We start from the raw sequence: 23,712 nt of genomic DNA, 5'->3' as shown, positions 1-23,712 counted from the left end.
CTTGTTATTCTTTGGGAGGTAAAGTTAATGCAATCGATTGAAATGGACTAAAAAGACAGAAAAAAAGGACCACAAACAGAGTAATCAATAAAGAAAGATGAAAGACATCCTACATTTGAAAAGTAACTATGAAAACAGGTTCAACAATGTCAAAAGGTGTTTTATCTTTTATCTTTCGTTCTAAATTTAATTCATGCAGATATTCAAATTCGGTGGAGCGTCGGTTAACAGTGCAAAAGGCATCCGTCAGGTAGCAAGTATCGTTAAGAGATATTCAAAAGAAAAAATCCTTGTAGTGGTATCTGCCATGGGAAAGACTACCAATGCCCTCGAGCGGGTAATTGATCAATATCAGAAAGGAAAAAATTTTCAGGAAGAGATAGAGTCCAGTCGCATATACCATGAGAATATCATGCGTGAACTCTTCAAAACTGAGAGTCCTATCTGGCAAAAGGTGGCCCATGAGTTCGACAGTATCCCTGATTTATTGAAAGCAAAAATGCCTCATGATCAGTTATATGATCAGGTGGTATCTATTGGAGAAATTGTATCCACATTAATCGTTTGTGATTTTATCGCTGAACAGGGATTAAGCATGCAATGGCTCGATGCCCGTAAGTACATTATCACTGATGAAACTTTCCGTGAAGGAAAAGTAGACTGGACCGAAACAGATCAACGCATTAACACCTTACGATCCCTCATCGATGAAAAAATAATTCTCACGCAAGGATTTATAGGAGGTCATGGAAAATACACGATCACTCTGGGTCGGGATGGTTCTGATTATACAGCTGCAATCTTCGCTTCATGCCTTCACGCAGACTCAGTGACAATCTGGAAAGATGTTCCTGGCGTTATGAATGCTGATCCTCGTCGTTTGCCGGAAGCTGTAGTCTTTGAAGAACTCCCCTTCCGGGAAGCAGCGGAAATGACATACTATGGCGCATCGGTTATTCATCCAAAAACCATCAAACCGCTAGCAAACAATAATATTCCATTGTATGTAAAGAACTTTGATGATCCCTCCTTGCCAGGAACCATCATCCACGAAACGAAGATCAGCGCACTTCCTCCCTTGATTGTGTTTAAAGACAACCAATGCCTGGTCTCCTGCAGGGTAACGGATTACACCTTTATCAATGAAGAGCAACTCAGTTCTATTTTTAAGGCATTATCTGAACTAAACATTAAGATCAATGTAATGCAGAATTCAGCAATCTCATTCTCCTTTTGTATTGATTTTCGTGAGGACAAAGTATTGCAGCTCACTGAGCGACTTTCCAGTCACTTTGAAGTTTACTACAATACCGGACTTACATTGATCACTGTGAAAAATTACGATATGATCAGTTCAGACAAGTACAGGAATATGAAAGGCGTTCTATTAGAGCAATTGTCAAGGAGTACGCTTCAGGTATTGGTAAAAAACTGAAGCATTAAATTATTTTAATGTACTAATAAAACCCTTCATTGATCTCGTCAGTATTTCAAAAACGTTCTGAAAATCACTCTCTCCTCCCGACCACGGATCAGGAACGTCAGATCCAATATCTTCAGAGTCAAACGTGCGCATAAGTTTGATCTTATCGCCATATTTTTCGGCACCGGGAAGCCGCATGATGTTATTGAGATTACTTTGATCCATAGGAATGATCAAGTCATAATCTTCAAAATCTTTTACAGAGAATTGCCTGCCAATGTGGTCTATCTTTATTCCATTCTTTAATGCATTCCTGATTGTACGGGAATCAGGCTGATCACCAACATGATAATTCGCGGTTCCACAAGAAGCAATCTTAAAATGATTCTGAAGGTTTTTTTCGGTGATCTGATGAATAAAAATTGCTTCTGCAAGCGGTGAGCGGCAGATATTGCCAAGGCAAACAAAAAGAATTCGTGTCATTAGAAGTAAAAATTTAATAAAAATAGGAAGAGTAGGGTTACAACGTAAGTTTGAAAAGAATTAATCAGGTATAGCACATTTTATCGGTTTTTGGTTTGGAAACACCTCGGGTTGGGGTGTTTCCTTTTTTTATGGGATTTTTGATCCTCTGATCATTAAATTGCACTCAAATCTATTTTCATGGAATTAATTAAAGTCAACAATCAATATGCTCCCTTCGTAGCATTAATAGAATTGTATCGTCCTAAAGAACTCAACGCACTAAATCCCCAGTTGATGGGTGAGGTTCGCGACGCACTTCAGGTTCTTGACAAAGATGACTCAGTAAGGGTTATTATCATCACGGGCAATGAACAAGCGTTCGCTGCCGGTGCAGACATCAAGCAGATGGCTGACAAGACCGCGATGGATATGCTTATGCTGGATCAGTTCAGCACCTGGGACCAGATCCGCAAAACAAAAAAACCAATCATTGCAGCAGTTTCGGGATTTGCCTTGGGCGGTGGATGTGAATTTGCAATGACCTGCGATATGATCATTGCATCGGAGACTGCAAAATTCGGTCAACCGGAAATAAAACTTGGAACCATACCAGGTGCGGGTGGCACTCAACGACTTACCAAAGCGGTGGGAAAAGCAAAAGCAATGGAACTTATTCTTACCGGAAGATTCCTATCAGCAGAAGATGCACTCTTTTACGGACTGGTTATAAAAGTGGTGCCTGTAGAATTTTACTTACTGGAAGCTGTCAATCTTGCCAAAGAAATTGCAGCAATGTCGCCGGTTGCGGTACAGCTCGCAAAAGAATCAATCAACCGTTCCTTCGAAACTTTATTGGATGAAGGACTAATGTTTGAACGAAAGAACTTCTATCTCACATTTGCGAGCGAAGATCAGAAAGAAGGAATGAAAGCATTTATAGAGAAAAGAAAACCCACGTTCACTGGAAAATAATCATTCAGTAATTTGATATTCAAAATAAAAGCCTTCGCTACAATGTAACGAAGGCTTTTATTTCTTTAGAATTTATGATTATCTGACGGAGAATCCGAAACCTGCAGTAAGCATGCCGTTGGAATTCACATATGAGTAATCACTGTTCAATGCAATCGGTCCGAATTTCAAACGAATACCACCTGTTGCCCTTACGCCACTAACTGAATATTCTTCATGAAATGGATTCGTCAAAAGAACCGGCTGAGCCAATGGAATTCCACTTTCAGTTTGATTCACATAATAGCTTCCTGTGATATCATAAGTAGTCTTAGAGCTGTTGTATCCAATAGCACCATAAAATGTTATAACAGCAAATGTTTTGCTTACAAGAATCTGTGCAGTGTATCCTTTTGTTTCACCGATTCCATTTTGATTATTATAGGTATTTGAAGTTGCTCCATCAAAATAGTATCCTTTCAGATCAGTAGTGGCTGTCAACTGTGAGTAAGCCAATAATAATGAAAGGTGGAAAGGTGCCATTTTAATACCCGGAATATGCTGCTTGATATCATGTTGGATACCAACTCCCCAATTCTTCAATTCTGTTCCGCTCAATGTAACTGCTGGAGTATAACGGAATCTCAGATCTGTATTTGCAAATAATCCAATACCACCTGTGATTGTAGGAACAACCAATGATCCGATGGGAACATCCTTGCTGATGTTTCCACCACCAGGTCCCAGAAAAGGAATAAGTGTATTAGGGCCGCTGTTGAAAACAAATCTTGGGATAGATGTTTCTTCACCGTAGGCTGTTGGAGCAGGATCACTGGTTCCAGAACCATTATAGGAAACTCCTGTAAGTCCGCTTGGGAGGAAAGTCTTTTGCTCACTTTTTGCAAAAATGGTATTCATGGTCACCTGCAAATCGAATCCAAATTTCTTATGGTTTTCTGCAGTGGAATACCATCCATTATTCATTAAAGAACCGAAATCTTCAGCAACCGGTTTAATGTAACCAGAAACCAATCCTTGCACGTTTGCTGATCCCGTCGCCGTTGGCGTAGTACTATTACCGATCGCTGCTGCCGGAAAAAATTTCGCTATCTGATTGGTCTGGGCAAACGCCGCTTGACTTGCCAGAAGCATCAGAAAAATGATTTTTTTTGTCATAAGGGGATTATTTATAATTGAAAGATACGAAACCCAAAACAAAGTCAAAAATGCATGAAGTGCGCCTGACCACTGATGATGCAAGAGTATATCTCCTATCTTTGACTTCTGATAATAAGAATGGTCTTACTCTATAACTTTGGTATCCGATTTCTGAGCAGTGCGTACTGGCTGGCCTCATGGTTCAATCCAAAAGCAAAAGCCTTTCGCGAGGGGCGCATCCGGCAATCGGATAAATTGAAACAAACTTTCCCTTCCAACAGCCAGGATAAGTGGGTTTGGTTTCATTGCGCATCCTTAGGTGAGTTTGAACAGGGTCGTCCCGTTATGGAGGCATTGAAAGTATGGAATCCTTCCCTGAAGATTCTGCTTACTTTCTTCTCTCCTTCTGGCTATGAGGTAAGGAAAAACTATGCAACGGCTGATGCTGTATTTTATCTTCCCTGGGATACCAAAAAGAATGCACGATGGTTTGCTGAAAATGTAAAACCTTCCCTTGTTGTATTTGTGAAGTATGAATTCTGGTACCATTATTCTGAACAGTTAAACAAAAAGAATATTCCACTCATCTCGATCGCCTCGATTTTTCGTCAAGACCAGAGTTTTTTTCAATCATATGGATCTTTCTTTCGGAAGATGTTGGGTTATTTCAATCATTTTTTTGTTCAAAATGAAGAGTCAGTCACGTTGCTAAAGTCTATTGGAATACAATCTGTTACATTGGGTGGAGATACACGATTTGATCGCGTCCATCAGATCATTCAGCAATCGGAAGAAATTGCAATAGCAAAACAATTTAAGGATGGACAAAAACTAATGGTCATTGGAAGCGCCTGGCCTGATGACATGGATGTCCTCTATCCTTTCATTAATGAAAACAAAGACAGACTAAAATTTATCATTGCTCCTCATGAGATCTCTGAAGAGTTTCTAAGCACCATAGAAAAATCGATTGATGGGAAAACAGTCCGTTTTTCGAAGGCAGGAAATGCTTCGTTACCGGAAGTATCTGTATTGATTATTGACAACATCGGAATGCTGTCACGATTATACAATTACGGAGAGTTTGCATATGTTGGTGGGGCATTTGGTGAAGGTCTTCATAACATACTGGAGGCTGCTTGCTATGGAATCCCAGTGTTCTTCGGCAATAAAAAATACCAGAAATATCAGGAAGCGGTGGATCTTGTATTCAGGGGTGGTGCTTTTGAAGTCGGTGACTTTACTCAACTAAAATCAAAATATGAAATGATGATCAGTCATCCAGAGACTTTCTTGCTGGCGTGTGAAGTGACTCGTCAATATGTTTTGGAAAATCTGGGGGCAACTTCCAGGATTGTGAATTACAGCAAAAAATATCTTTCATAATGGAAGGCCGCGTAATGAAATCGACAGGATCGTGGTATGAAGTTATCGGCACTGATAAAAAGAAATATAATTGCAGGCTTCAGGGCAAGCTGCGTCTTGATGAAGGAAAAGAAACTAATCCTGTCGCCGTTGGAGATCGGGTTGAATTACTACTCGACCAAAATGATGCTTCCATTTCGGAAGTCAAGCAACGTGACAATCACATCCTTCGTCAATCAGTTAAGAAAACTGGTCATCGTCAGGTGCTTGCAGCAAACGTAGACCAGGTATTGTTGATTGCAACAGTAAGTCATCCAAGAACTTCACTTGGATTTATCGATCGGTTTTTGGTAAGCGCCGAATCATTCCGAATACCGCAAATTCTGATCTTCAATAAAAAAGACCTGCTCACTGAAAAAGAAATGGTTCAAATTGATCAGGCTAAAGCTCTTTACGAATCTTTAAATGTCACCACACTCATCATTTCATCTCTGGATGATGAAGATGTGAAACAGTTATATAATCTGTTAAACAATAAAACAACATTGATTGCTGGTCATTCAGGGGTGGGTAAATCAACACTCCTCAACAAACTTTCACCCGGACTTGGGCAGACAACCGGCGAGGTCTCAGATTTTACAAGCAAAGGCACCCATACTACCACCTTTGCGGAAATGTTTCTGATAAGCGAAAATACATTTGTTATAGATACACCCGGTGTCAAGGAATGGGGATTGGTTGATATGACACAACAGGAAATCTCAGACTACTTTCCTGAAATGCGGGAGCTACGTTCGGAATGCAAATTCGAATCAAGATGTTTACACCTCACGGAACCTAAATGTGCTATTCGACTGGCGGTAGAAGAAGGGACGATTGCTTTGAACCGCTACAATAATTATGTGAGCATGGTGATGGGCTACGACAACAGGAAATGATCAAAAGCTAAAAAATAGACAACCAGTTATCACCGCAAAAGAAGTCTGAAGTAATTCAAGGCAAGTTTTATATCACCCAACAGAAGAGCCTGGCGCAACTCGTAACGAATTCTCATTTTTAATGCAGAATATTCCTCATCAGTTCTATTCAAGAGGAAAGCTTTTTCGCAGATTTTGAAAGTTGATTCCAGCTGACGACTCCCGCGCTTATATTGATGACTTCCCAATGATGTGGATAGTATTCTCCTTTTTAAAAGTACCTCCGGGGTATAGATAAATTTAAACTGACGTGAGGAACGCACCAGGAAATCAAAGTCTTCATAAGCGAGTGATTCATCATACCCTCCCAGCCTATCAAACACCATACGCTTCATCATCATAGTGGGACTATTGATAAAGTACTTTCTCAGAATTGCAGCATAGATATCACCTTGAGGAATTGAGTTGTGAGGAAAGCGATCTGAATGACGACCCAGACTTTTACCCTCAGCATTTATCAGCTCGGCGTCGCAAAAATTAACACCAGCATCAACTGAAGCGTTTTGAAAAGCGGTCACACCTTCCTCAATTCGTTCCGGAAGTAGTACATCATCGGCTGAAAGGTCAATGATAAATTCTCCACTGGCAACTTCAAGACCTTTGTTGAAAGCCCGACAATTGCCCAGATTATTTTGTATGGGGATAAATTTTGCATTCGTAAGACGTGGAAGGATTCTCTGAATTACTTCCACACTTTGATCTTCACTATGATCATCCAAAATGATCAGCTCAACATTGGGATAGGTTTGGTCTTGTACAGAACGAATTGCTTCTTCAACAAATTTCGAATGATTGAAGCAAAGACATATAACCGAAACCAATGGCTTGTTCACACCAGATCTTTTTCAAAGGTAAGCTTCATAGATGGAATAGCTCCAAGTCTTAACTTGAAATCCAGCAAACTGAAATTTGGTTGACCCTCAACAGCGGAGGTGCCGAGATCCAGTAAATGGATTTTATTGGACCCACAGAATTTATAAATGCCACTAATCAATAAAACTACAGGACTGATGGCATCAAACTTCTTTAAATGACCGGAATAAAAATTATACAGTATATCCTGATGAACGCGAATAGAAATAGAGGCCGCAGCAAGTTCATTCTTGTGATAGGCTCCAAAAAGAAAAAAAGATGACTTAAATACATTCACAGTCTCCGTCAACTCAGAAAGTGTCATACTGAGAGAATGGCCCCGTTGATCACGGCATTTTAAAATAAACTTATAAACAGTTTCCAATTCACTGATGGGTAATTTTTTAAAAGTAAGGCCCTTCACTTTTGCCTGCTTGAGCTTTCTCTTTTCCCAGCTTTCAATCTTATCATCGAAAGCAGTATTGTCAATTCTGATTCCCGAACTTATTTGCGCATCAGTAACATGATATCCAAGGTTGAATAAAATAGTTTGCAAAAGCTCCCCGGAAGAGTTGTAAAATAATGGTGGCTCAATGATCCTTACAGACCTGATTTTCTTTTTTACCAGATGTCTTTCACACTCTTGAATAAATTGATAGAGAACCAGCGGAGAGAGATCGCGTGAAAAGTTAAAAGAACCAAAAGAAGCCCGCATGGGGGAGTAAGCCTTGTGGTCCTTTACATGAAAAGAAACACGCGCCATGATCTTTTGATTTGCTTTTCTCAGCAAATAGAAATTCAGCCAATCATCTGCCTGAAGTAAATGATGCTGCGGATCATCAAACAAAAAGGAATTATAATCGGGAGTAGATGCCGAAGAAATTTCTGTTACAACACTATATCCCTTCTCCAATTAGTAAGGAATTCCGATTTTTTTATAAATGAAATGCATGAGCCAGGCAGGTCCGATCATAAGAAACTGCAGATCTTTTAAGAAAGAAGGTTTCTTACCTTCCACTTTATGTCCATAGAACTGACCGATCCACGCCACAACAAAAATACCAAGGCTTGCAGCCCACAACGGAATGCCGGCTGCGGAGATAGCATTCGCTAAAAAAAGACAGAGTAACGCAAACAAGACCATTCCGATCGTCAACGTGATCGATAAAGTAAAGTAATAAGCAATTGCAAAGATCAGAACGATGGTAGCCCAGTTGGCATATGGATTTCCCTCTCCCAGAAAAGATTGAACTGGTCCCGGCGGAATAGAAGCAATCAATCCTATTACACTAAAAAAAATCAGAGGAACACAAATCCAGTGAATTGCCTTGTTGGTTGCATTCTGGTGGCTCTCACCGTATTCCGAAAGCAGAAGATCTATTTTTCGCATAAGCAGAGGTTTAGAAACACTTATAAATATAAAGATGAAAGATCAAACTATAAAGACTAACCGGAAGCGAAAAAAGGTCAAAGTGATCCAAAAAGAAACTAAGTCAGTTTTGTTTTCACCTTTGTCCAGTCTTTGACCTGCCAGAAAACTTTTCCTGTTGTGAGGTGATTTCCCTTAACATCATGAATTTTAATAATGCACGGAACCTCAACAGACTCCTGCGTTTGCAGTGGAACTATAATTTCTTTCTGAAACCATTCATCGGAAGTGCTGAACTCAGCATATGCATCCATCTTACCTTGATAATGATACTCCATTTCAATACGGCGCATGATCAATCTGTATTTCTTTATGTCGAGACGTGAAAGCAATAAGAACCCTGTCGCAAATTCCGAAATGGTTGCAAGTCCGCATGCATGAAGACCTTTTATATGATTGAAGTTACTGCGACGGTAAGGAATAAGGGCTTTGAGAAAATGATCACCGATCTCAACAACCTGAAATTTGTGAGGAGCATTGAAAGGAACCATCCGGTAGAGTGATTGATTCAAAATCCACCTCCAAAAAGACGAATGTTTGGCTTTTTCGATGACTGCTGCAGAATTCATAAAGTGTTGGACGTTGAAATCCTAAGTTAAGTAATTTAAAGGGCAAATTTGGGTGAGATTCATCAATGATTTAAGTGCCTGATTGGACTAATTGTTAAATAGGCTATATTGTTCAATCAAATTTACATTGAATGACTCAAGATAAGAGGCGGCCGAATTTAGTTCATGCTTTCATTCCCATCGTAATACTAATTTCTCTCCTTACTATCAACGTGATTGTATTGGGTAACGATGCGATCTCAGGTGCCAACCAGATTGCACTCTTACTTGCCGCCGGAATCGCGGGTATCATTTCCTACAAACTCGGATACACCTGGGAAGAAATTGAATCCAGTATTGTTAAAAGCATCAGCTCAGCAATGGGCGCTATGCTGATCCTTCTTGTGATCGGCTCTCTTTCAGGCACATGGCTTCTCAGTGGAATTGTTCCTGCAATGATCTATTATGGATTGAAGATCTTAAATCCTACTATTTTCCTTTTTGCTGCATGCATTGTCTGTTGCGTCGTCTCTCTTGCCACAGGATCCAGCTGGTCCACGGTAGCCACAGTAGGAATAGCCTTATTGGGAATTGGAAAAGCAATGGACATATCGGAAGGTGTTATTGCAGGTGCCATCATATCCGGTGCCTACTTCGGAGATAAGATGTCGCCCCTGAGCGACACCACTAATCTCGCTCCAGCGATGGCAGGTACTGATCTTTTCACTCACGTGAAATACATGATCTATACAACGGTGCCGACTCTGGCGATCACCTTACTGATCTTTTTCGTCTGGGGATTTACTCTTGACACGCACGTAACAGCAACGGATACTACTGCTGTATTATCTGCCATCGAAAGTAAATTCAATCTCAACCCGCTCCTCTTTGTAGTTCCTGCGTTGGTAATTTTCATGATTGTAAAAAAAGTACCTGCCCTGCCAGCTTTGATGATTGGAGCTTTGCTTGGTGGAATTTTTGCCATCATCTTTCAACCACAGATCATTGACCAGATCTCTGCGATTAGTGGAAATTCTGTAAAGAGTTCCTTTGTCGCTGTCATGAAAGCATTGACCACGACCATCAATATTCAAACGGACAACAAAATGATCTCCGATCTGTTGACAGCACGGGGAATGAGTGGAATGCTGAACACCATCTGGCTTATCCTCTGCGCTATGATCTTTGGTGGAGTAATGGAATCATCCGGTTTATTAAACCGCATTGCAGAAGAAATCATCCGGTTTGCACATAGCACAGGATCTTTGGTAGCGAGCACTGCTGCCACGTGTGTGTTTTTTAACTTTACTGCATCCGATCAATACATGGCAATCGCAATACCTGGAAGGATGTACTCAAGCACTTACCGTGAGAGAGGATATAAACCTGAATTACTGAGTCGCACGCTGGAAGATGCAGGCACCGTAACTTCTGTTTTAATTCCATGGAACACGTGTGGCGCTACTCAGGCAAATGTTCTCGGTGTTGCAACGATGGTGTATGCACCATACTGTTTCTTTTGCATTATTAGTCCACTGATGACAGTCCTGCAGGCTTACTTGAATTTTAAGATACGAAGGTTTAGTGATGCCAAACCCGCATAACGGAAATACGACCATTACTAACGAGGAGATCAATCTACTTCCGTTAGGAGCTTTTGATGGAAAAGTAGTGGTCATTTCTGACCCTGAAGAACTTGCAAACGCTTTTCGCGAAATAAATCGCCACTCTACGATAGGATTTGATACCGAAACAAAACCCGTTTTCGTAAGAGGTCAGTATAATAAAGTAGCGATCCTTCAGATTGCACTTCCCGAAACTGTTTATATCATTCGATTAATGGCTACCGGGTTGACTCCTGAGATTATTCAGTTCTTGCAAAATGAATCGATAGAAAAAGCAGGCGTTGCAATTCGTGATGATCTGAAAGCACTCCAACATTTGAAAAAATTTAAGCCGGCTGGTTTTGTTGAGCTAGCGCTACTTTCAAAAGATAAAGGGCTTGAAGTTGAAAGCGTAAAAAAACTGACCGCCCTTTTGTTAGGCTTTCGCATTTCAAAAAGTGCGCAAACCAGCAACTGGGAAGCTCCTCAGCTTAATGAAAAGCAGGTAAGCTACGCTGCTACCGACGCATGGGTTTGCTTAAATATCTATGAGACTCTTAAGAAAATGCCAGCGGTTCCAAAACCTAAGCCTTCGCTACCGGAGGAGGAACAGAATTCAGAAGGTTAGTCTTTTTGAAAGTTCTTCTCGCCAACACAGCGCTTATTAATGTAAGCACCGCTCCCAGCAACATCGCTGCACCAGGAAAATAAATAGGGGCCTCCACAGAAGTATAGTAAGCAAAAAGTCCATTCATCATCAAAGGGCCAAGAATAGAACTCACACTCATGAGACTCGTGAATCCTCCTTGCAATTCTCCCTGTGCGTTAGCAGGAACAACCCCTGACATGATTCCCTGTAATGCAGGCCCGGCAATTCCTCCAAGACAATAGATGACTGTAAAGGCGTACATCATCCAACCGTGTGTTGCGAAAGCATAACATAAAAATCCAAGTGAGTATAATGCAAGGCCAACGAACACGCTCTTTTGCTGACCCAGAGCCGGAATAATTTTCCTGATAAGAAGTCCCTGAACAATGGCAAACATAAAACCCACAACCGCAAGAGAAATACCGATTTGACCCGGCTCCCATTTAAACTTTTCAATCGTAAAGTAAGACCAGTTGCTTTGCACAGCATGTGCAGCAAGATAAAGACAGGTTATCGCAATCAATAAGCCCGAGATAACCGGGTATTTCCAGAGATTCAATAATGTCCCGAAAGGATTTGCCCTTTTCCATTCAAAGGGTCTTCTGTTTTCTTTCGATAGCGATTCTGGAAGAATAAAATATCCGTACAGCCAGTTTAATAATGTCAGTATCGCAGCAGCAATAAAGGGAACACGAGGACCAAAATCGCCGAGCAATCCACCAATCACAGGACCAATAATGAATCCCAACCCGAAGGCAGCGCCAATGATCCCAAAATTCTGTGCGCGATTTTCATTAGTACTGATGTCTGCAATGTAAGCACCGGCTGTTGTGAAGCTTGCTCCCATCGCACCCGCTATAATGCGACCAACAAAAAGCCATGCGATGTTCGGAGCATAAACAACAAACAGGTAATCAAGGCCAAATCCAAATAAAGCGGCTAATAAGACAGGCCTTCTGCCATATTGATCACTAAGTCCACCCATGATGGGAGCGCAGAAAAATTGCGTTAAAGCGTAGGCAGCAATCAACCATGCACCATACGTTGCGGCAAGACTTATGGATGATCCTGGTCCTAGAAGCTCCTGAATCAAACTGGGAACAACAGGTATGATGATTCCAAAACCTGTTACGTCGATTAAAAGTGTAACAAAAATAAATCCAAGAGCTGCTTTCGGCTTTGCCATGATGTTTTTAATAAGGCGGCTAAATTAATTTATTTCCTCTATGCAGCATACAGAAAAAAGGCATCTAACTGCAGGAAAGTTCTATTTTAATATCATTCTAAATGAAGGATAAGATTACTATCCAGAGATATATCTTCTTTCAGCTTTCTATAATACGAATGGGAGATGACGCAAGCGCTAGAGATTTTTTTCAGGATCAAAAAGACCGAAAGCGATGAATTTGACGGCATTTCTTTACAAATTTCTAAGGTGAAGCATATTGCCGGTAAGGATATGTAACCACCAGATTGGTGATTACGTCAAATATAAGACACAGGCCCGTGCAACCTTTTTTGACGCCAACCAGTCTGTATTACTAGTTTAAAAGAAATACCCATGAAAAAACTATCACTGTTAATAGTCATTTTAGCCATCAGCGTTCTTTCATTCGCGCAGACGCGTGAGGTGAGAAACGTCGAGAACTTTACAAAACTTTCCTTCCGCGTTCCTGGCAAACTTTACCTGAAACAGGGAAGTGTTCAAAAAGTTGAACTCGAAGGCCCTGCGAATCTTTTGAAAGAAATTGAAACCGAAGTAAACGGCGGAAGACTTTCTATTGGCAAGGAAGGAAAATGGATGGACTTTAACTGGAAAGATAGTGACAGAATCACTGCATATGTTACTGTAAAAGATCTTGAAGGAATAAGCGTTAGTGGATCCGGAGATGTAATTGCTGAAGATAAATTCTCAACAAAAAATCTTGAATTAAAAGTAAGCGGCTCTGGTTCTTTAAAATTGGAAGCTGCTGCTGATGGAAATATAGAAGCTGATGTTTCGGGATCTGGCAATATTGATCTAAAAGGTTCTTGTGGCAATTTTGACAGTGATGTAAGCGGAAGTGGAAGAGTTATTCTATCCATCACCATTCGTGAGCAGGCAGATTTTGGTATCTCAGGTTCCGGAAGAATTCAGGCAGATGGAACTGCGAAGGTAGTAACCGCAAAGATCAGCGGCTCAGGAAGAGTTTTAGCATCAAATCTTGAAGCAGACAAATGTGAAGTACGGATATCCGGGTCGGGCGATGTGGAAATCAGCGTGAAGTCAGATCTTGATGCTGTAATCAGTGGCAGCGGTAGTGTAACATATAAGGGAAATCCAGCCCGCGTAAATAGCCATTCTGCAGGAAGTGGAAAAGTGAGAAAAATGTAATGAGATTAAGATCAAAAGATTAGAGATTAAAAAAAGATCTGCAGCGATGCAGGTCTTTTTTATTTATGTCTAAGTACACCTGCTACAATAAAGTATTGAGCACTGATATAGGTAAACATGATCAGAAATCCGGCCATCGGCAGAGGTGAATAAAATTTATTGATAGCGAGCAATGAATCAGAGACCATAAAAAGAACAGCTCCCAGAAATACCATCCAGAAGCTTTGGGAAGTCGTACGGCCGTAGCGGAATAAAGCCGTCATGGTCATACCAACAAGCACCATAGAGTAAATCAATACCGGAATTTTTAAGGCGCCCAACTTCGGGAAAAGAATGGTGATTAATCCTGTACCGATGAGAATCAGTGGCAATGAATACCGGATTTTTTGAGTCCAGAGCAATTCATTTGTCTTATCCGTTGTCATGAATTTACTGTAAGAGATCATATAGAAAAGATGACCTACCAGAAAAGCCACTAATCCGAAGATAAAGAACCATTCGGCTTGAGGTTGAAAGATCAGCAACACATCGCCTGCCCAACAGAAGAGCAGTGCCAGAATAAAAATTCCTGAACGCTTTTCTGCCTCCATCCAATAGTATCCCATCAGTGAAATCATGATTACTGGCTTTGAAAGATCCTGCATCAAAGGCATTTCAATTACAGCACCAACCAATTGAATAGCACTGGCAATCAGAAAGACAACGAGAAAAATTGAATTGTTTTTCATTTGAACGCCGACACTCGTGAAGGCCGTGTCCATAAATATAAGAAAGCTATGAAACTAAGTATGCCACCGACACCAAATGGAATATAAAATTGTAATGGATTATTGACATAAATCAATCCCGAAAAGAAGGCTCCAATACCAATTCCGAATTCCATCAGAATGTATAATGATGCCAGACCTCTTCCTCGATGCTCTGGCAAACTGAGGTCTGCGGCCCACGCCAGTAATGTCGGGGAATTAGCACCTTGTCCCAATCCATACATAAATACTCCAATGATCAACATCATCTTGGTGGAAGCAAAAGCTATAATCCCCATCGCAATGGTCATAATCATCGTAGAAAATTTTAATACCCTAACGCGACCATAGGTATCAGACGCCCGTCCCGCGAGAAGACGAATCATAAGAGACGCAATAGTAAAATAAGTGAAGAGAAGTCCCTTGTTTTCAATTGCAAAGAAAGTGCTGTAGTCTGTCGCAATCGTGAATAATGTTCCATAAGCATAAGCACATAATCCCATTACTACACATGGCATGATAACCCGAGGTTCAAAAAGATCAACCTTACTTACCAAAAGAAGTCTGTACGTTATTGCATGCTTCTCTTTTACTGTTTCTTTAATTGTAATGACAATCAAAGCCGAGAGGATTGCAAAAGCAGAAGAACAATAGAAGAGAGATTCCATTGAATAGGTGGATATGAACCATCCACCGAAAGACAATCCACTGGCCATTCCCAGACTACTGGAAGTTCCCATAAGGCCCATCGCTTCTCCCCTTCTGTCAGGTGGAATGATGTCGGAAATATAAGCCGCCTCGCCTGTTGGAGTAAACCCTGTAGAGAATCCATGAAGCAACCGCAGAAACAAAAATCCAAATACAGTAGTAAGGACAGGATAAAGTAAACTGCAAATGAAGCACACCAGCGCTCCTGCCATTATCACTGGCTTTCTTCCAATCCTGTCTGCCAGCTTTCCGCTCAATGGACGGGAGATCATGGCTGTAACAGTAAACAATGAGATGATCAGTCCAATATATTCTGCCCCGCCAATGGAAGGCAGGTAGATGAATAATCCCGGCACCAGCATGTTGAAGCTCGCAAAAAAAAGAAATGAGCTTGTGCAGAGAAGCCAGAACTGCGTAGAGTAAATTTTTGAGGATCCTGGTTTGAGCACGGGAGAATATAGGAAGTAAGAAATTGCTTATTGTTTCACTGCGTTTTCCTGAGCGCCCAGGAGAAATGCTTTGATGAAATCATCCAAATCACCGTCAAGAACATTTTGCGCATCCGTTCGCTCAACACCAGTGCGCGCATCCTTCACAAGTTTATAGGGATGCAATACATAGTTTCTGATCTGAGAACCGAAATCAATTTTCATTTTTCCAGCCTCCACTTTATCACGGGCAGCATTTCGCTTGTCCATCTCAAGTTGATACAATCTGGACTTCAGCATTTGCATGGCCTTCTCACGATTCGCATGCTGAGAGCGCTCTACCTGACAAACAATAACAATTCCTGTTGGCTTATGTGTGAGCTGAACTTTTGTTTCTACTTTATTTACGTTCTGACCACCCGCACCACCTGATCTGGAAGTCTGCATTTCAATGTCAGCCGGATTGATCTCAATATTGATTGTGTCATCCACTTCAGGATAGACAAACACCGATGCAAAAGATGTATGACGACGGGCATTTGAATCAAAGGGAGAAATTCTTACCAAACGATGAACGCCTGATTCAGATTTCAGCTTTCCAAAAGCAAAAGGTCCTTCTATTTCGATCGTCGCGGATTTAATCCCCGCAACATCCCCTGCCTGATAATCTACTTCACGAACCGTATAGCCGTTTTTCTCTCCCCACATGATATACATGCGGTGAAGCATATCCGCCCAGTCCTGACTTTCCGTACCACCTGCTCCAGGATTGATTTCGATCATAGCACTTAGCTGATCTTCTTCCTTGCTGAGCATCTTCTTGAATTCAAGTTCCTCAATCGATCTCGCAGCATTTTTATACTCCGCGTTTACCTCATCTTCGGAAACATCTCCTGCCTGATGAAATTCCACCAATACTTCAAGGTCGTCAAGTTGCTTGCTGACAGCGTCATAAGCATCCGTCCAGACTTTCTTAGCTCGGATATTTTTCAGGGTTGCTTCGGCCTGCTTGGAGTTATTCCAGAATTCGGCCTGCTGTGTAATACGTTCTTCGTCTTCGATTTCTACTCTCTTGCGATCGTAGTCAAAGATACCTCCTCAAGGCAGCCACTCGGGCCTTCAAATCTTTTAATTGTTCTGATGTCATGGAGCAAAGATATAAGAAGAATCGGAGAATTAAGAAGTTGGGATGCGGCCGTCAGAATAAAGTAGCTCGACCTCAAATACTACCAATTGTTACCTTCTTTTTCCTACCTACTTTAAAATAGTTATTATTAAAAAACTGCATCACTGTTCCACCACCTGCGAGGATACCAGAGGTGATCCACACGCCGCTGCTGATTGTATTGGAATCAGACGAATTAAGCATGTCTGTAAACAAAAGAATGACTCCCGCAGCAATCAATTTTCTTCCCGAGCTTGCTGTATGAAAACTGTTGTTGGAATGGTGTCGCATATCAATGACACCGATCTCGGATACATAGATGGTATCCTCATTGTTGACTTTAATAAAATCCTTGTGGATTCCAGTAATCGTGGCAGAAGCAAATTCCTTATCCCCTTTGAACTGAAATCTGATCTTTTCTCCCTCCGTGAAACGTGCTATTACTGAATTTTTTTTAATAAGCACCAGCGCCTTTTGCTGAGCCGTTCCATTCAGTGCTATCGTTAAGATAATAAGACTCAGGAGGATTCTAATCATTCTTTAACCGCGTTCCTGTAAAGCTACAGAAGAATAGACGCACAGAACTCATATTAAGTTCTTAAAAAAATACAGAATCTGTGCGCCTATGTGCGGTTTAATGAAATCAGAAGGAGTACATCCAACCAAATGGATCGGGTTTCAGTCCACGTTTGATGGCATCAAGTTCAGCCAAAACCTTATTTGAAAATTTCCTTGTCTCAACAGGAGGCAAATAATGATTCTTTCCCTCGTAACCGATCAATTCAATGTGGGCGATGGTAGCGGCAGTACCGGCACCAAAAGCTTCTTTCACTCTTCCGCTTTCAAGACCGTCGACAAGCTCTTTAACAGAAATCTTTCTTTCTTCCACTTTCATCCCCCAGTGCCTGGCCAATGCCAATACACTATCGCGCGTAATACCTTTCAAAATTGAATCTCCAAGCTCAGGAGTTACGATGGTGTCATCAAATACAAACATGACATTCATTGTTCCTGACTCTTCAATGTATTTGTGCTCCCTTCCATCCGTCCATATCAATTGGTGATAACCCTGATCCTGGGCAAGCTTGGCAGGATACAATGAACTTCCATAATTCCCTCCGGCTTTTGCAAAACCAGTTCCGCCTTCTACAGCTCTTGTATAATGTGTTTCAATCTTAACCTTCACAGGAGTTGAATAGTAAGGACCAACCGGTGAATTGATAATCATGAAAGTAAAGTCGAGAGAAGGCCGGATACCGATATACTCATCCGCAGAGAACATAAAGGGACGGATATAAAATGAGCTGCCTTCAGTTTTCGGAATCCACTCACGATCAATTTCCATTAAAGAATGAATTCCTTCCATAAAAATATCTTCTGGCAGATATGGCATACACATTCTATCAGCCGAAATATTCATACGCTTCCAGTTGTCCAGCGGACGGAAGATCAAAGCTTCACCCTGATCGTTTCTGTATGCTTTCAATCCTTCGAAAATAGACTGGCCATAATGAATCGCCGGGGTTGCAGGACTCACCAGCATGTGACCATAAGGTACCACGCGCAAATTGCCCCAATCACCTTTACGGAAATCAGCAAGGAACATGTGATCCGCAAACACTTTCCCGAAAGGAAGATCATTAAAGTCAACTTCTTTCACACGGGATTTCTCAGTCTTCGTAACATCAATTTTCAACGTTTCTACCATGTCAGAATAAATTTTAGAGCGGCAATTTAATGGATATTTCAGACCTCGGCTAACGGATGTTAGCAAATCTTGAAAAACCGCGTTTGTTTAACAATAATCTAATTTTTAGGACATCCCTGAAGTAAGTTCTTACGCATGCAAACACTGATCTCAACCCCGATATATTGATCATAATTAGGAATGATAAAGTACCCGGATTTTTCATAGAGATGCATTGCTTCCGGCTGCTTCTTAGCAGTTTCCAAAATGCATGACAAAAGGTTTAATTCCATTGCCCAGGTCTCAAGAGCATCCATAATGCGTCCGGCAATTCCTTGCGAACGATGCTCTGCTGAAACAAACATTCTCTTAATCTCCATGGTGGTATCATCGTATTTCTTCATGGCTCCGCAGCCAACGGGTCTGCCATCCCGGTAGACGATCACAACATGCCTGATCTTATCGAGCTTATTGAATTGGTTGAAGAATTTCTGACTGTCGCCATAACGACCGGCAAGATCCTTATCAAGCTCAACCACCAATGAAATAAAATCCGGATGAGAGGAATCTGTTCTGAGGATCTCTTCTGTCATAAACAAAGATCTAAAGCGACTTGATCACCTTCCACATTTGTTCTGCCACCAGTTGATTCCCTTTCTCATTCAGGTGAACACGATCCGTAGTAAGAATTCCAGACTCTTTATTTTCAGGGTTCGACTTTATATTATACTCAAGAAAAGCCTTTCTCAAATCAATCAGCTGAAGGCCATTCTTTGTTGCTAAAGAACGGATGATCGTGCTGTAACGATTAAGATCACCGTCCAATTCATTGCTGAAATCCGTACGCTCTCCAATCACCCCTGGAGTACAAAGAATTACCGCTATATTTTTTGCCTTTAATTTATTGATGATTGCTGTGTAGAATTTTTCAAACTTATCAGGATCCGTGCCCGTACCAAAGGATCGCTTGTGCCAGACGTCATTCACTCCAATGTAGATGACAACTACATCAGGATTTTTCACCAGAACATCATCCTCCATCCTAAGAAACAGATCATATATTTTATTTCCCCCAATACCGGCGCCCATAAATTCAAATTGACTTGCCTTTCCATCAGCCACAGCCAGATCTCCGATCTTAAGAATATAACCTCCTGAACTTGCTCCGGCCTGGGTGATGGAATCACCAAAGAAAACAACTCTCTTCTTTTGCAAGAAAGTAAAAGAACTTGCCACAATAAACATGATCATCATCGTCCAGGAAAAAACTCTCATAATCAGTTATGAATTAAAGATTGGTAATTTCAAAAACATAGAATTTAAAAATCTGGGTAGCACTGAAATTATTATCCGTAACAAAAACCATTGTTCTGTTTCCGTTCGGCAGCGTCTTTCCCCAGGCAAAAGTCTCAATGTTATCTGTGTCTCTTATACCGATATTGCTGAAATCAAGAACCAACGTTTTGACTAATGGTTTATAGGAAGCATTTACAAGTGAGGTGACATTTGACACATCCGTCGCACCACTAAAGTCAACCTCATAAATCCTGATCGTATTGCCCGTAGCAGTAGGATAGCCAGCTGAAAAGGCCCTTTCTAAAACAAGCAATCTGTTTTCATCTATGGAAAGAACCTCACAAACTCCATTGTTGCTGGAACCATTAGCTGGAATCGGATTCTTTGGATTTTTTTCAGGGATATAAGCATACTGTGCAACTTGTGTATTCGTCTTCCAATTGACACGCGCTATACGAATTGGCGATCCACCTTGTGAAAAGGTAGCACGAGGCCCGTCCTGCAAAAGTGGAGCCTCAATGGCAACCCAGAGGTCATCGCTATTCGGAATAAGACACATCGATTCAAAAGTAGCATTGGTGATGAGCCCTGTAGTATTGGGCGGCCGTACGTACCGGAACTGTGATGGTGTTGGAATTTCCTTTATAAATGTCCCTTGAAGATCTATTTGATGAATGAAGGGTTGAACTGGCGCGATGTTAATGTTTAAGTCAGATCCTTCACTGGCATATAACAAAGTTCCCGTGAAGGGATCATATCGGATAGATTCAGGATCTGTATAGTTAATGGTCGTCGAGGATCCGAAATAATCATTATACGAAGGATAGTTGTTGCCAGCAGGTGTTTTTAAACTCACTACTGTTTTCAGATTAATAGAGGAGAAAATGGATGCATCATAATTCAGTTCCGCTGTATAAAAGCGAGCTGGATTAATTTCACTTCCATCATCAGAAAGCAGATAAAAAGTTCCATCGGGATTCATATCGATTCCTGAAATGCCTCCCACCTGTGTACCCTGGAAAGTTGTAGCTACATCGAGTTGCTGTTCGCCAATCAATCGGAATTTACTCACTTGTATTGGCTCTTTCTTATCAGAGCAGTTGAAGATCATTAAAAAAGGCAAAAAGCAGAAAATGTAATACATGCTATCAGTTTAGGAATGAAAGTACGGAAAATCCTAAAGCAAAAATCCCGAATCTCAGATGTAAAAACACCGGAAATTCAGGAGATGAGAAAAATTAATCGGAATCTATTCTTGCTTGAGAACGTCTGCAGGATTGGTTCTTGTAACTTTTATTGTCTGGGAGCCTATCATAAGCAAAGCAATGAAGAGAATACCTAACACCCCGGCAAACATTTCAATAAGAGAAAGGGGTGCATGATTAGCAATTTCAGGAAGCAATAATTGTTCAAAGAATATGATAGTGACTGGCAATCCGATAAGAGTAGCAATCAGAAGCAACGTGATAAATCCTTTTCCTAAAAGATATAACAGACCTATTTCACTTGCCCCCATTACTTTGCGAATACTAATTTCTTTTAAACGTGTTTCAGTGGTGAATACTACCATTCCAAGTAATCCCATGGAGGCGATACAAACCGCCAACATGGCAAGAAATCCTGCCATCTTCACAGCGGCCTGCAATCCACTAAAGGCTTCCTCAAGTTGTTCATCATAGAACATCCCTTCCATAGGATGCACATTATCATGCTTCTTCCAGATTGCTTCAATTTTATCATGAGTGGCAATCAGATCCGTTGATCCAATTTTAAGGTTTATCCAGTTCATTCTCTTGTGGGAATATCGCATCACCACTTCCCTTGCCTCCGCTTTATCATTAGCCCTTCCATACTGAAAGTTTTTCATCACCCCGATGATCTTCATATCCTTTCCTTCAACGCGCAGGATCTCATCGATTGCATTGGCAGGATTCTGCTCAGCGATATTGAATCTCTTCAGAAGCTGTTCATTCACGATCACTTCACTTTCAATAAAGTCCTCTCCTCTGGTTGTGAAGTTTCTACCTGCCAAAAGTTTATGCTCATGAAGCGGAAGATAATTCTCATCAATGGCATTATAATTTACTGATGCAGAATCATCTGGATTGGCATGGTACTTTACACGTGTTGTCCAGTAGTTGCCTACGCTTGGAATAATCCTTGATATGGATATCGCCTTTACTTCAGGCAATTCACTTAAGTCCTTCTTCAGTAGCTCCGCGTTATTGCCTTTGAGTTCAATGTTAAAAATATTTTCTGTTTTAAATCCAAGATCAAACGCCATGAAATGCTTGTATTGCGAGAATATGACGATCGTACAAGTGATAAAGATGATGGATATCGTGTATTGAAATACAATTAATGCCCTCCTCAGAGTTTGCTTCTTAAAGCTCAGAACAGATGATAAATTCTTCAAGGCTTGTGCCGCATTCACTTTAGCAAAGAATAAGGCCGGTAGAAATCCCGCTCCTACTCCTACAAGAACCGCAAATAATATAAACCAAAGCACCATCTCCAATGATAAGTTTAACGTCAGCATTCTACTGAACCCAGGATCGATCCCTAAAAAATAACCTCTTAGGATAAGGAAGATTACGAATGCAAACACAAGCCCTATCAGCGAAATAAGAACAGCCTCTATTACAAACTGGCTTAATACCTGACTCTTCAATGCCCCAACAACTTTTCGGATACCCACTTCCCTGCTTCTTCTTAAAGATCTAGCTATAGAAAGATTCGCATAATTGAAGCAAGCTGAAAGAATAACAACAAATGAAAGTCCTCCGAAAATCCACATCGCACTGCTTCCCATCACCGGACCGATTTCATTACTTTGATTATCAGTCATCATGATGCTGTCAAAGGGCTGAATCGAAAGCTCGATATGAGTGTCTTTTACCGTTGGATCAAATTTTACAGACAGCTGATTAAGATTTGCCTGTAAGGTTTCAAGGTTTGCATCCTCAGGAAGCAGCAGATACACCCATGTTCCCCAGATATTATCCCATGCCATTTCTCTTTTTTCCTCTTCCGTGAGAATAGTCCTTGAGCTAAAAGATCCCAGCATATCAAATTTGATGTTGGAAAAAGTAGGGATGTCCTTAATAATTCCCGTAACCGTGTAATCTCTTCCCTGGTCCGTTATTGTTTTTCCCATCGCATCCTGATCACCAAAGAATTTTCTCGCTGTTTGTTCTGTCAGCACCATGGAGAATGGTTCCTTCAATGCTGTTTCTGCGTTTCCTCTCAGCAATTGAAAAGAGAAAACGCTAAACAATTTTTCATTGGCCCAATAACCGTTGACCGGAATTGTTTTCTCATTTGCTTTCATGTCACCCTGAAAACCGGCCCTGAAAAAAGCAACAGCTTCAGGCATTTTAAAGCTCTCATTGATTTCCAAAGCTGCTTTCACTGATGTTGTGGCCATGAAATGATCATCCTGATTATCAAGAAACTGATACTTGCTGATGACCCGATAGATGCGCGAGTGATTTGTATGGAACTTGTCATAAGAAAACAAATCGGTAAGAACTCCGATAGTAAGTAATCCCACTGACATGCTGATCGCAAGTCCTGCAATGTTGATTGTGGAGAAAAGTTTATTCCGGACAATATTGCGTCCCGATGTTTTAATGTAGCTGCCCAGCATAATCCAGTTGATTAAAAGATTTATAAATTCAGGTTTACGAACAGTATAGGATCTGAAGAACTTAAACACATCAATGATGTAGATAAGTCTTGCTCTCCTCAATGATTTCTCTTTTACATTTCTATTAAAATATTCATTCAAATCACCTTCAAGATCTTCCAGCAACTCCGGACGACAATACCATGAGAGCAAACGCGTTGCCCATCTCGGTGGTATTATGTTCTGAGGTTGCTTCATA

23 protein-coding genes are annotated in these 23,712 nt (G+C 41.0%); 7 read left to right on the top strand and 16 right to left on the bottom strand.

The features are described from left to right. Positions 1-193: 193 nt before the first annotated feature. Positions 194-1,435 carry an aspartate kinase gene (locus tag HOP08_13560; GenBank protein ID NOT75948.1) on the top strand — a complete coding sequence of 414 codons (1,242 nt, stop codon included), beginning with the start codon at positions 194-196 and terminating at the stop codon, positions 1,433-1,435. A gap of 9 nt (positions 1,436-1,444) precedes the next feature. Here the strand turns inward: HOP08_13560 and HOP08_13555 are convergent, their stop codons facing one another. Then, on the bottom strand, positions 1,445-1,906 hold the full coding sequence (locus HOP08_13555) for a low molecular weight phosphotyrosine protein phosphatase (protein NOT75947.1): 462 nt from the start codon (positions 1,904-1,906) through the stop codon (positions 1,445-1,447). A gap of 180 nt (positions 1,907-2,086) precedes the next feature. Here HOP08_13555 and HOP08_13550 point away from each other — a divergent pair, with 180 nt between their 5' ends. Further along, positions 2,087-2,860, top strand: coding sequence for an enoyl-CoA hydratase (locus HOP08_13550; GenBank protein NOT75946.1), 774 nt, complete (start codon positions 2,087-2,089; stop codon positions 2,858-2,860). A 78-nt stretch (positions 2,861-2,938) separates the two neighbouring features. Here HOP08_13550 and HOP08_13545 read toward each other — a convergent pair whose 3' ends face one another. Beyond that, positions 2,939-4,015 (bottom strand): hypothetical protein, encoded by a 1,077-nt coding sequence (locus HOP08_13545; protein ID NOT75945.1) that lies wholly within the window; start codon positions 4,013-4,015, stop codon positions 2,939-2,941. Positions 4,016-4,135: 120 nt separating this feature from the next. On the opposite strand from HOP08_13545, the gene HOP08_13540 reads away from it, so the two are divergent. Then, positions 4,136-5,383: a 3-deoxy-D-manno-octulosonic acid transferase gene (locus HOP08_13540; GenBank protein ID NOT75944.1), complete on the top strand. Its 1,248-nt coding sequence runs from the start codon at positions 4,136-4,138 to the stop codon at positions 5,381-5,383. Beyond that, a complete protein-coding gene (gene rsgA / locus HOP08_13535; GenBank protein NOT75943.1) occupies positions 5,383-6,300 on the top strand; it encodes a ribosome small subunit-dependent GTPase A in 918 nt (305 codons plus the stop codon). The genes HOP08_13540 and rsgA overlap by 1 nt, the downstream gene beginning before the upstream one ends. Positions 6,301-6,329: 29 nt before the next feature. Here rsgA and HOP08_13530 read toward each other — a convergent pair whose 3' ends face one another. From HOP08_13530 to HOP08_13515, 4 genes are all read right to left on the bottom strand, one after another. Continuing rightward, positions 6,330-7,172: a glycosyltransferase gene (locus HOP08_13530; protein ID NOT75942.1), complete on the bottom strand. Its 843-nt coding sequence runs from the start codon at positions 7,170-7,172 to the stop codon at positions 6,330-6,332. Further along, positions 7,169-8,104, bottom strand: a complete 936-nt coding sequence (locus HOP08_13525; GenBank protein NOT75941.1) for a hypothetical protein — start codon at positions 8,102-8,104, stop codon at positions 7,169-7,171. The genes HOP08_13530 and HOP08_13525 overlap by 4 nt, the downstream gene beginning before the upstream one ends. Then, the gene (locus HOP08_13520; protein NOT75940.1) at positions 8,105-8,581 is read right to left on the bottom strand and encodes a DUF962 domain-containing protein; all 477 of its coding nucleotides are present in this window, start codon (positions 8,579-8,581) and stop codon (positions 8,105-8,107) included. Between the two features lie 98 nt (positions 8,582-8,679). Further along, entirely contained in the window at positions 8,680-9,189 is a 510-nt protein-coding gene (locus tag HOP08_13515) for a DUF4442 domain-containing protein (GenBank protein NOT75939.1), read from the bottom strand. A 131-nt stretch (positions 9,190-9,320) separates the two neighbouring features. Here HOP08_13515 and nhaC point away from each other — a divergent pair, with 131 nt between their 5' ends. Together nhaC and HOP08_13505 are read left to right on the top strand one after the other, a co-directional pair. Then, entirely contained in the window at positions 9,321-10,772 is a 1,452-nt protein-coding gene (gene nhaC, locus HOP08_13510; protein NOT75938.1) for a Na+/H+ antiporter NhaC, read from the top strand. Then, positions 10,756-11,400, top strand: coding sequence for a 3'-5' exonuclease domain-containing protein 2 (locus HOP08_13505; protein ID NOT75937.1), 645 nt, complete (start codon positions 10,756-10,758; stop codon positions 11,398-11,400). The genes nhaC and HOP08_13505 overlap by 17 nt, the downstream gene beginning before the upstream one ends. Here HOP08_13505 and HOP08_13500 read toward each other — a convergent pair. Further along, on the bottom strand, positions 11,357-12,607 hold the full coding sequence (locus HOP08_13500) for a TCR/Tet family MFS transporter (protein ID NOT75936.1): 1,251 nt from the start codon (positions 12,605-12,607) through the stop codon (positions 11,357-11,359). The genes HOP08_13505 and HOP08_13500 overlap by 44 nt on opposite strands. 375 nt (positions 12,608-12,982) lie before the next feature. Between HOP08_13500 and HOP08_13495 the strand changes: the two genes are divergently transcribed. Further along, complete coding sequence (locus tag HOP08_13495; GenBank protein ID NOT75935.1) at positions 12,983-13,795, top strand: DUF2807 domain-containing protein; 813 nt, start codon at positions 12,983-12,985, stop codon at positions 13,793-13,795. A 59-nt stretch (positions 13,796-13,854) separates the two neighbouring features. Here the strand turns inward: HOP08_13495 and HOP08_13490 are convergent, their stop codons facing one another. The 9 genes from HOP08_13490 to HOP08_13450 form a co-directional block, all read right to left on the bottom strand. Beyond that, positions 13,855-14,523 carry a lysoplasmalogenase gene (locus HOP08_13490; protein NOT75934.1) on the bottom strand — a complete coding sequence of 223 codons (669 nt, stop codon included), beginning with the start codon at positions 14,521-14,523 and terminating at the stop codon, positions 13,855-13,857. Continuing rightward, entirely contained in the window at positions 14,520-15,611 is a 1,092-nt protein-coding gene (locus HOP08_13485; GenBank protein NOT75933.1) for an MFS transporter, read from the bottom strand. The genes HOP08_13490 and HOP08_13485 overlap by 4 nt, the downstream gene beginning before the upstream one ends. Before the next feature lie 114 nt (positions 15,612-15,725). After that, a protein-coding gene (locus HOP08_13480; GenBank protein NOT75932.1) for a peptide chain release factor 2 occupies positions 15,726-16,824 on the bottom strand; the annotation gives its coding sequence in 2 pieces (ribosomal slippage) (positions 15,726-16,763 and positions 16,765-16,824; 1,098 coding nt in all). Positions 16,825-16,896: 72 nt separating this feature from the next. Continuing rightward, entirely contained in the window at positions 16,897-17,379 is a 483-nt protein-coding gene (locus HOP08_13475; GenBank protein NOT75931.1) for a hypothetical protein, read from the bottom strand. Between the two features lie 106 nt (positions 17,380-17,485). Beyond that, positions 17,486-18,550 (bottom strand): branched-chain amino acid aminotransferase, encoded by a 1,065-nt coding sequence (locus HOP08_13470; GenBank protein NOT75930.1) that lies wholly within the window; start codon positions 18,548-18,550, stop codon positions 17,486-17,488. A gap of 98 nt (positions 18,551-18,648) precedes the next feature. Next, complete coding sequence (locus HOP08_13465) at positions 18,649-19,122, bottom strand: GNAT family N-acetyltransferase (GenBank protein NOT75929.1); 474 nt, start codon at positions 19,120-19,122, stop codon at positions 18,649-18,651. 10 nt (positions 19,123-19,132) lie between these two features. Further along, positions 19,133-19,804 carry an SGNH/GDSL hydrolase family protein gene (locus tag HOP08_13460; GenBank protein NOT75928.1) on the bottom strand — a complete coding sequence of 224 codons (672 nt, stop codon included), beginning with the start codon at positions 19,802-19,804 and terminating at the stop codon, positions 19,133-19,135. Between the two features lie 13 nt (positions 19,805-19,817). Further along, entirely contained in the window at positions 19,818-20,969 is a 1,152-nt protein-coding gene (locus HOP08_13455) for an esterase-like activity of phytase family protein (protein ID NOT75927.1), read from the bottom strand. 105 nt (positions 20,970-21,074) lie between these two features. Beyond that, a complete protein-coding gene (locus HOP08_13450; GenBank protein ID NOT75926.1) occupies positions 21,075-23,711 on the bottom strand; it encodes an FtsX-like permease family protein in 2,637 nt (878 codons plus the stop codon). Position 23,712: the final 1 nt, after the last annotated feature.

This window comes from Cyclobacteriaceae bacterium, assembly GCA_013141055.1.
Taxonomy (GTDB): domain Bacteria; phylum Bacteroidota; class Bacteroidia; order Cytophagales; family Cyclobacteriaceae; genus ELB16-189.
This window is presented reverse-complemented; position numbering and strand designations above follow the sequence as displayed.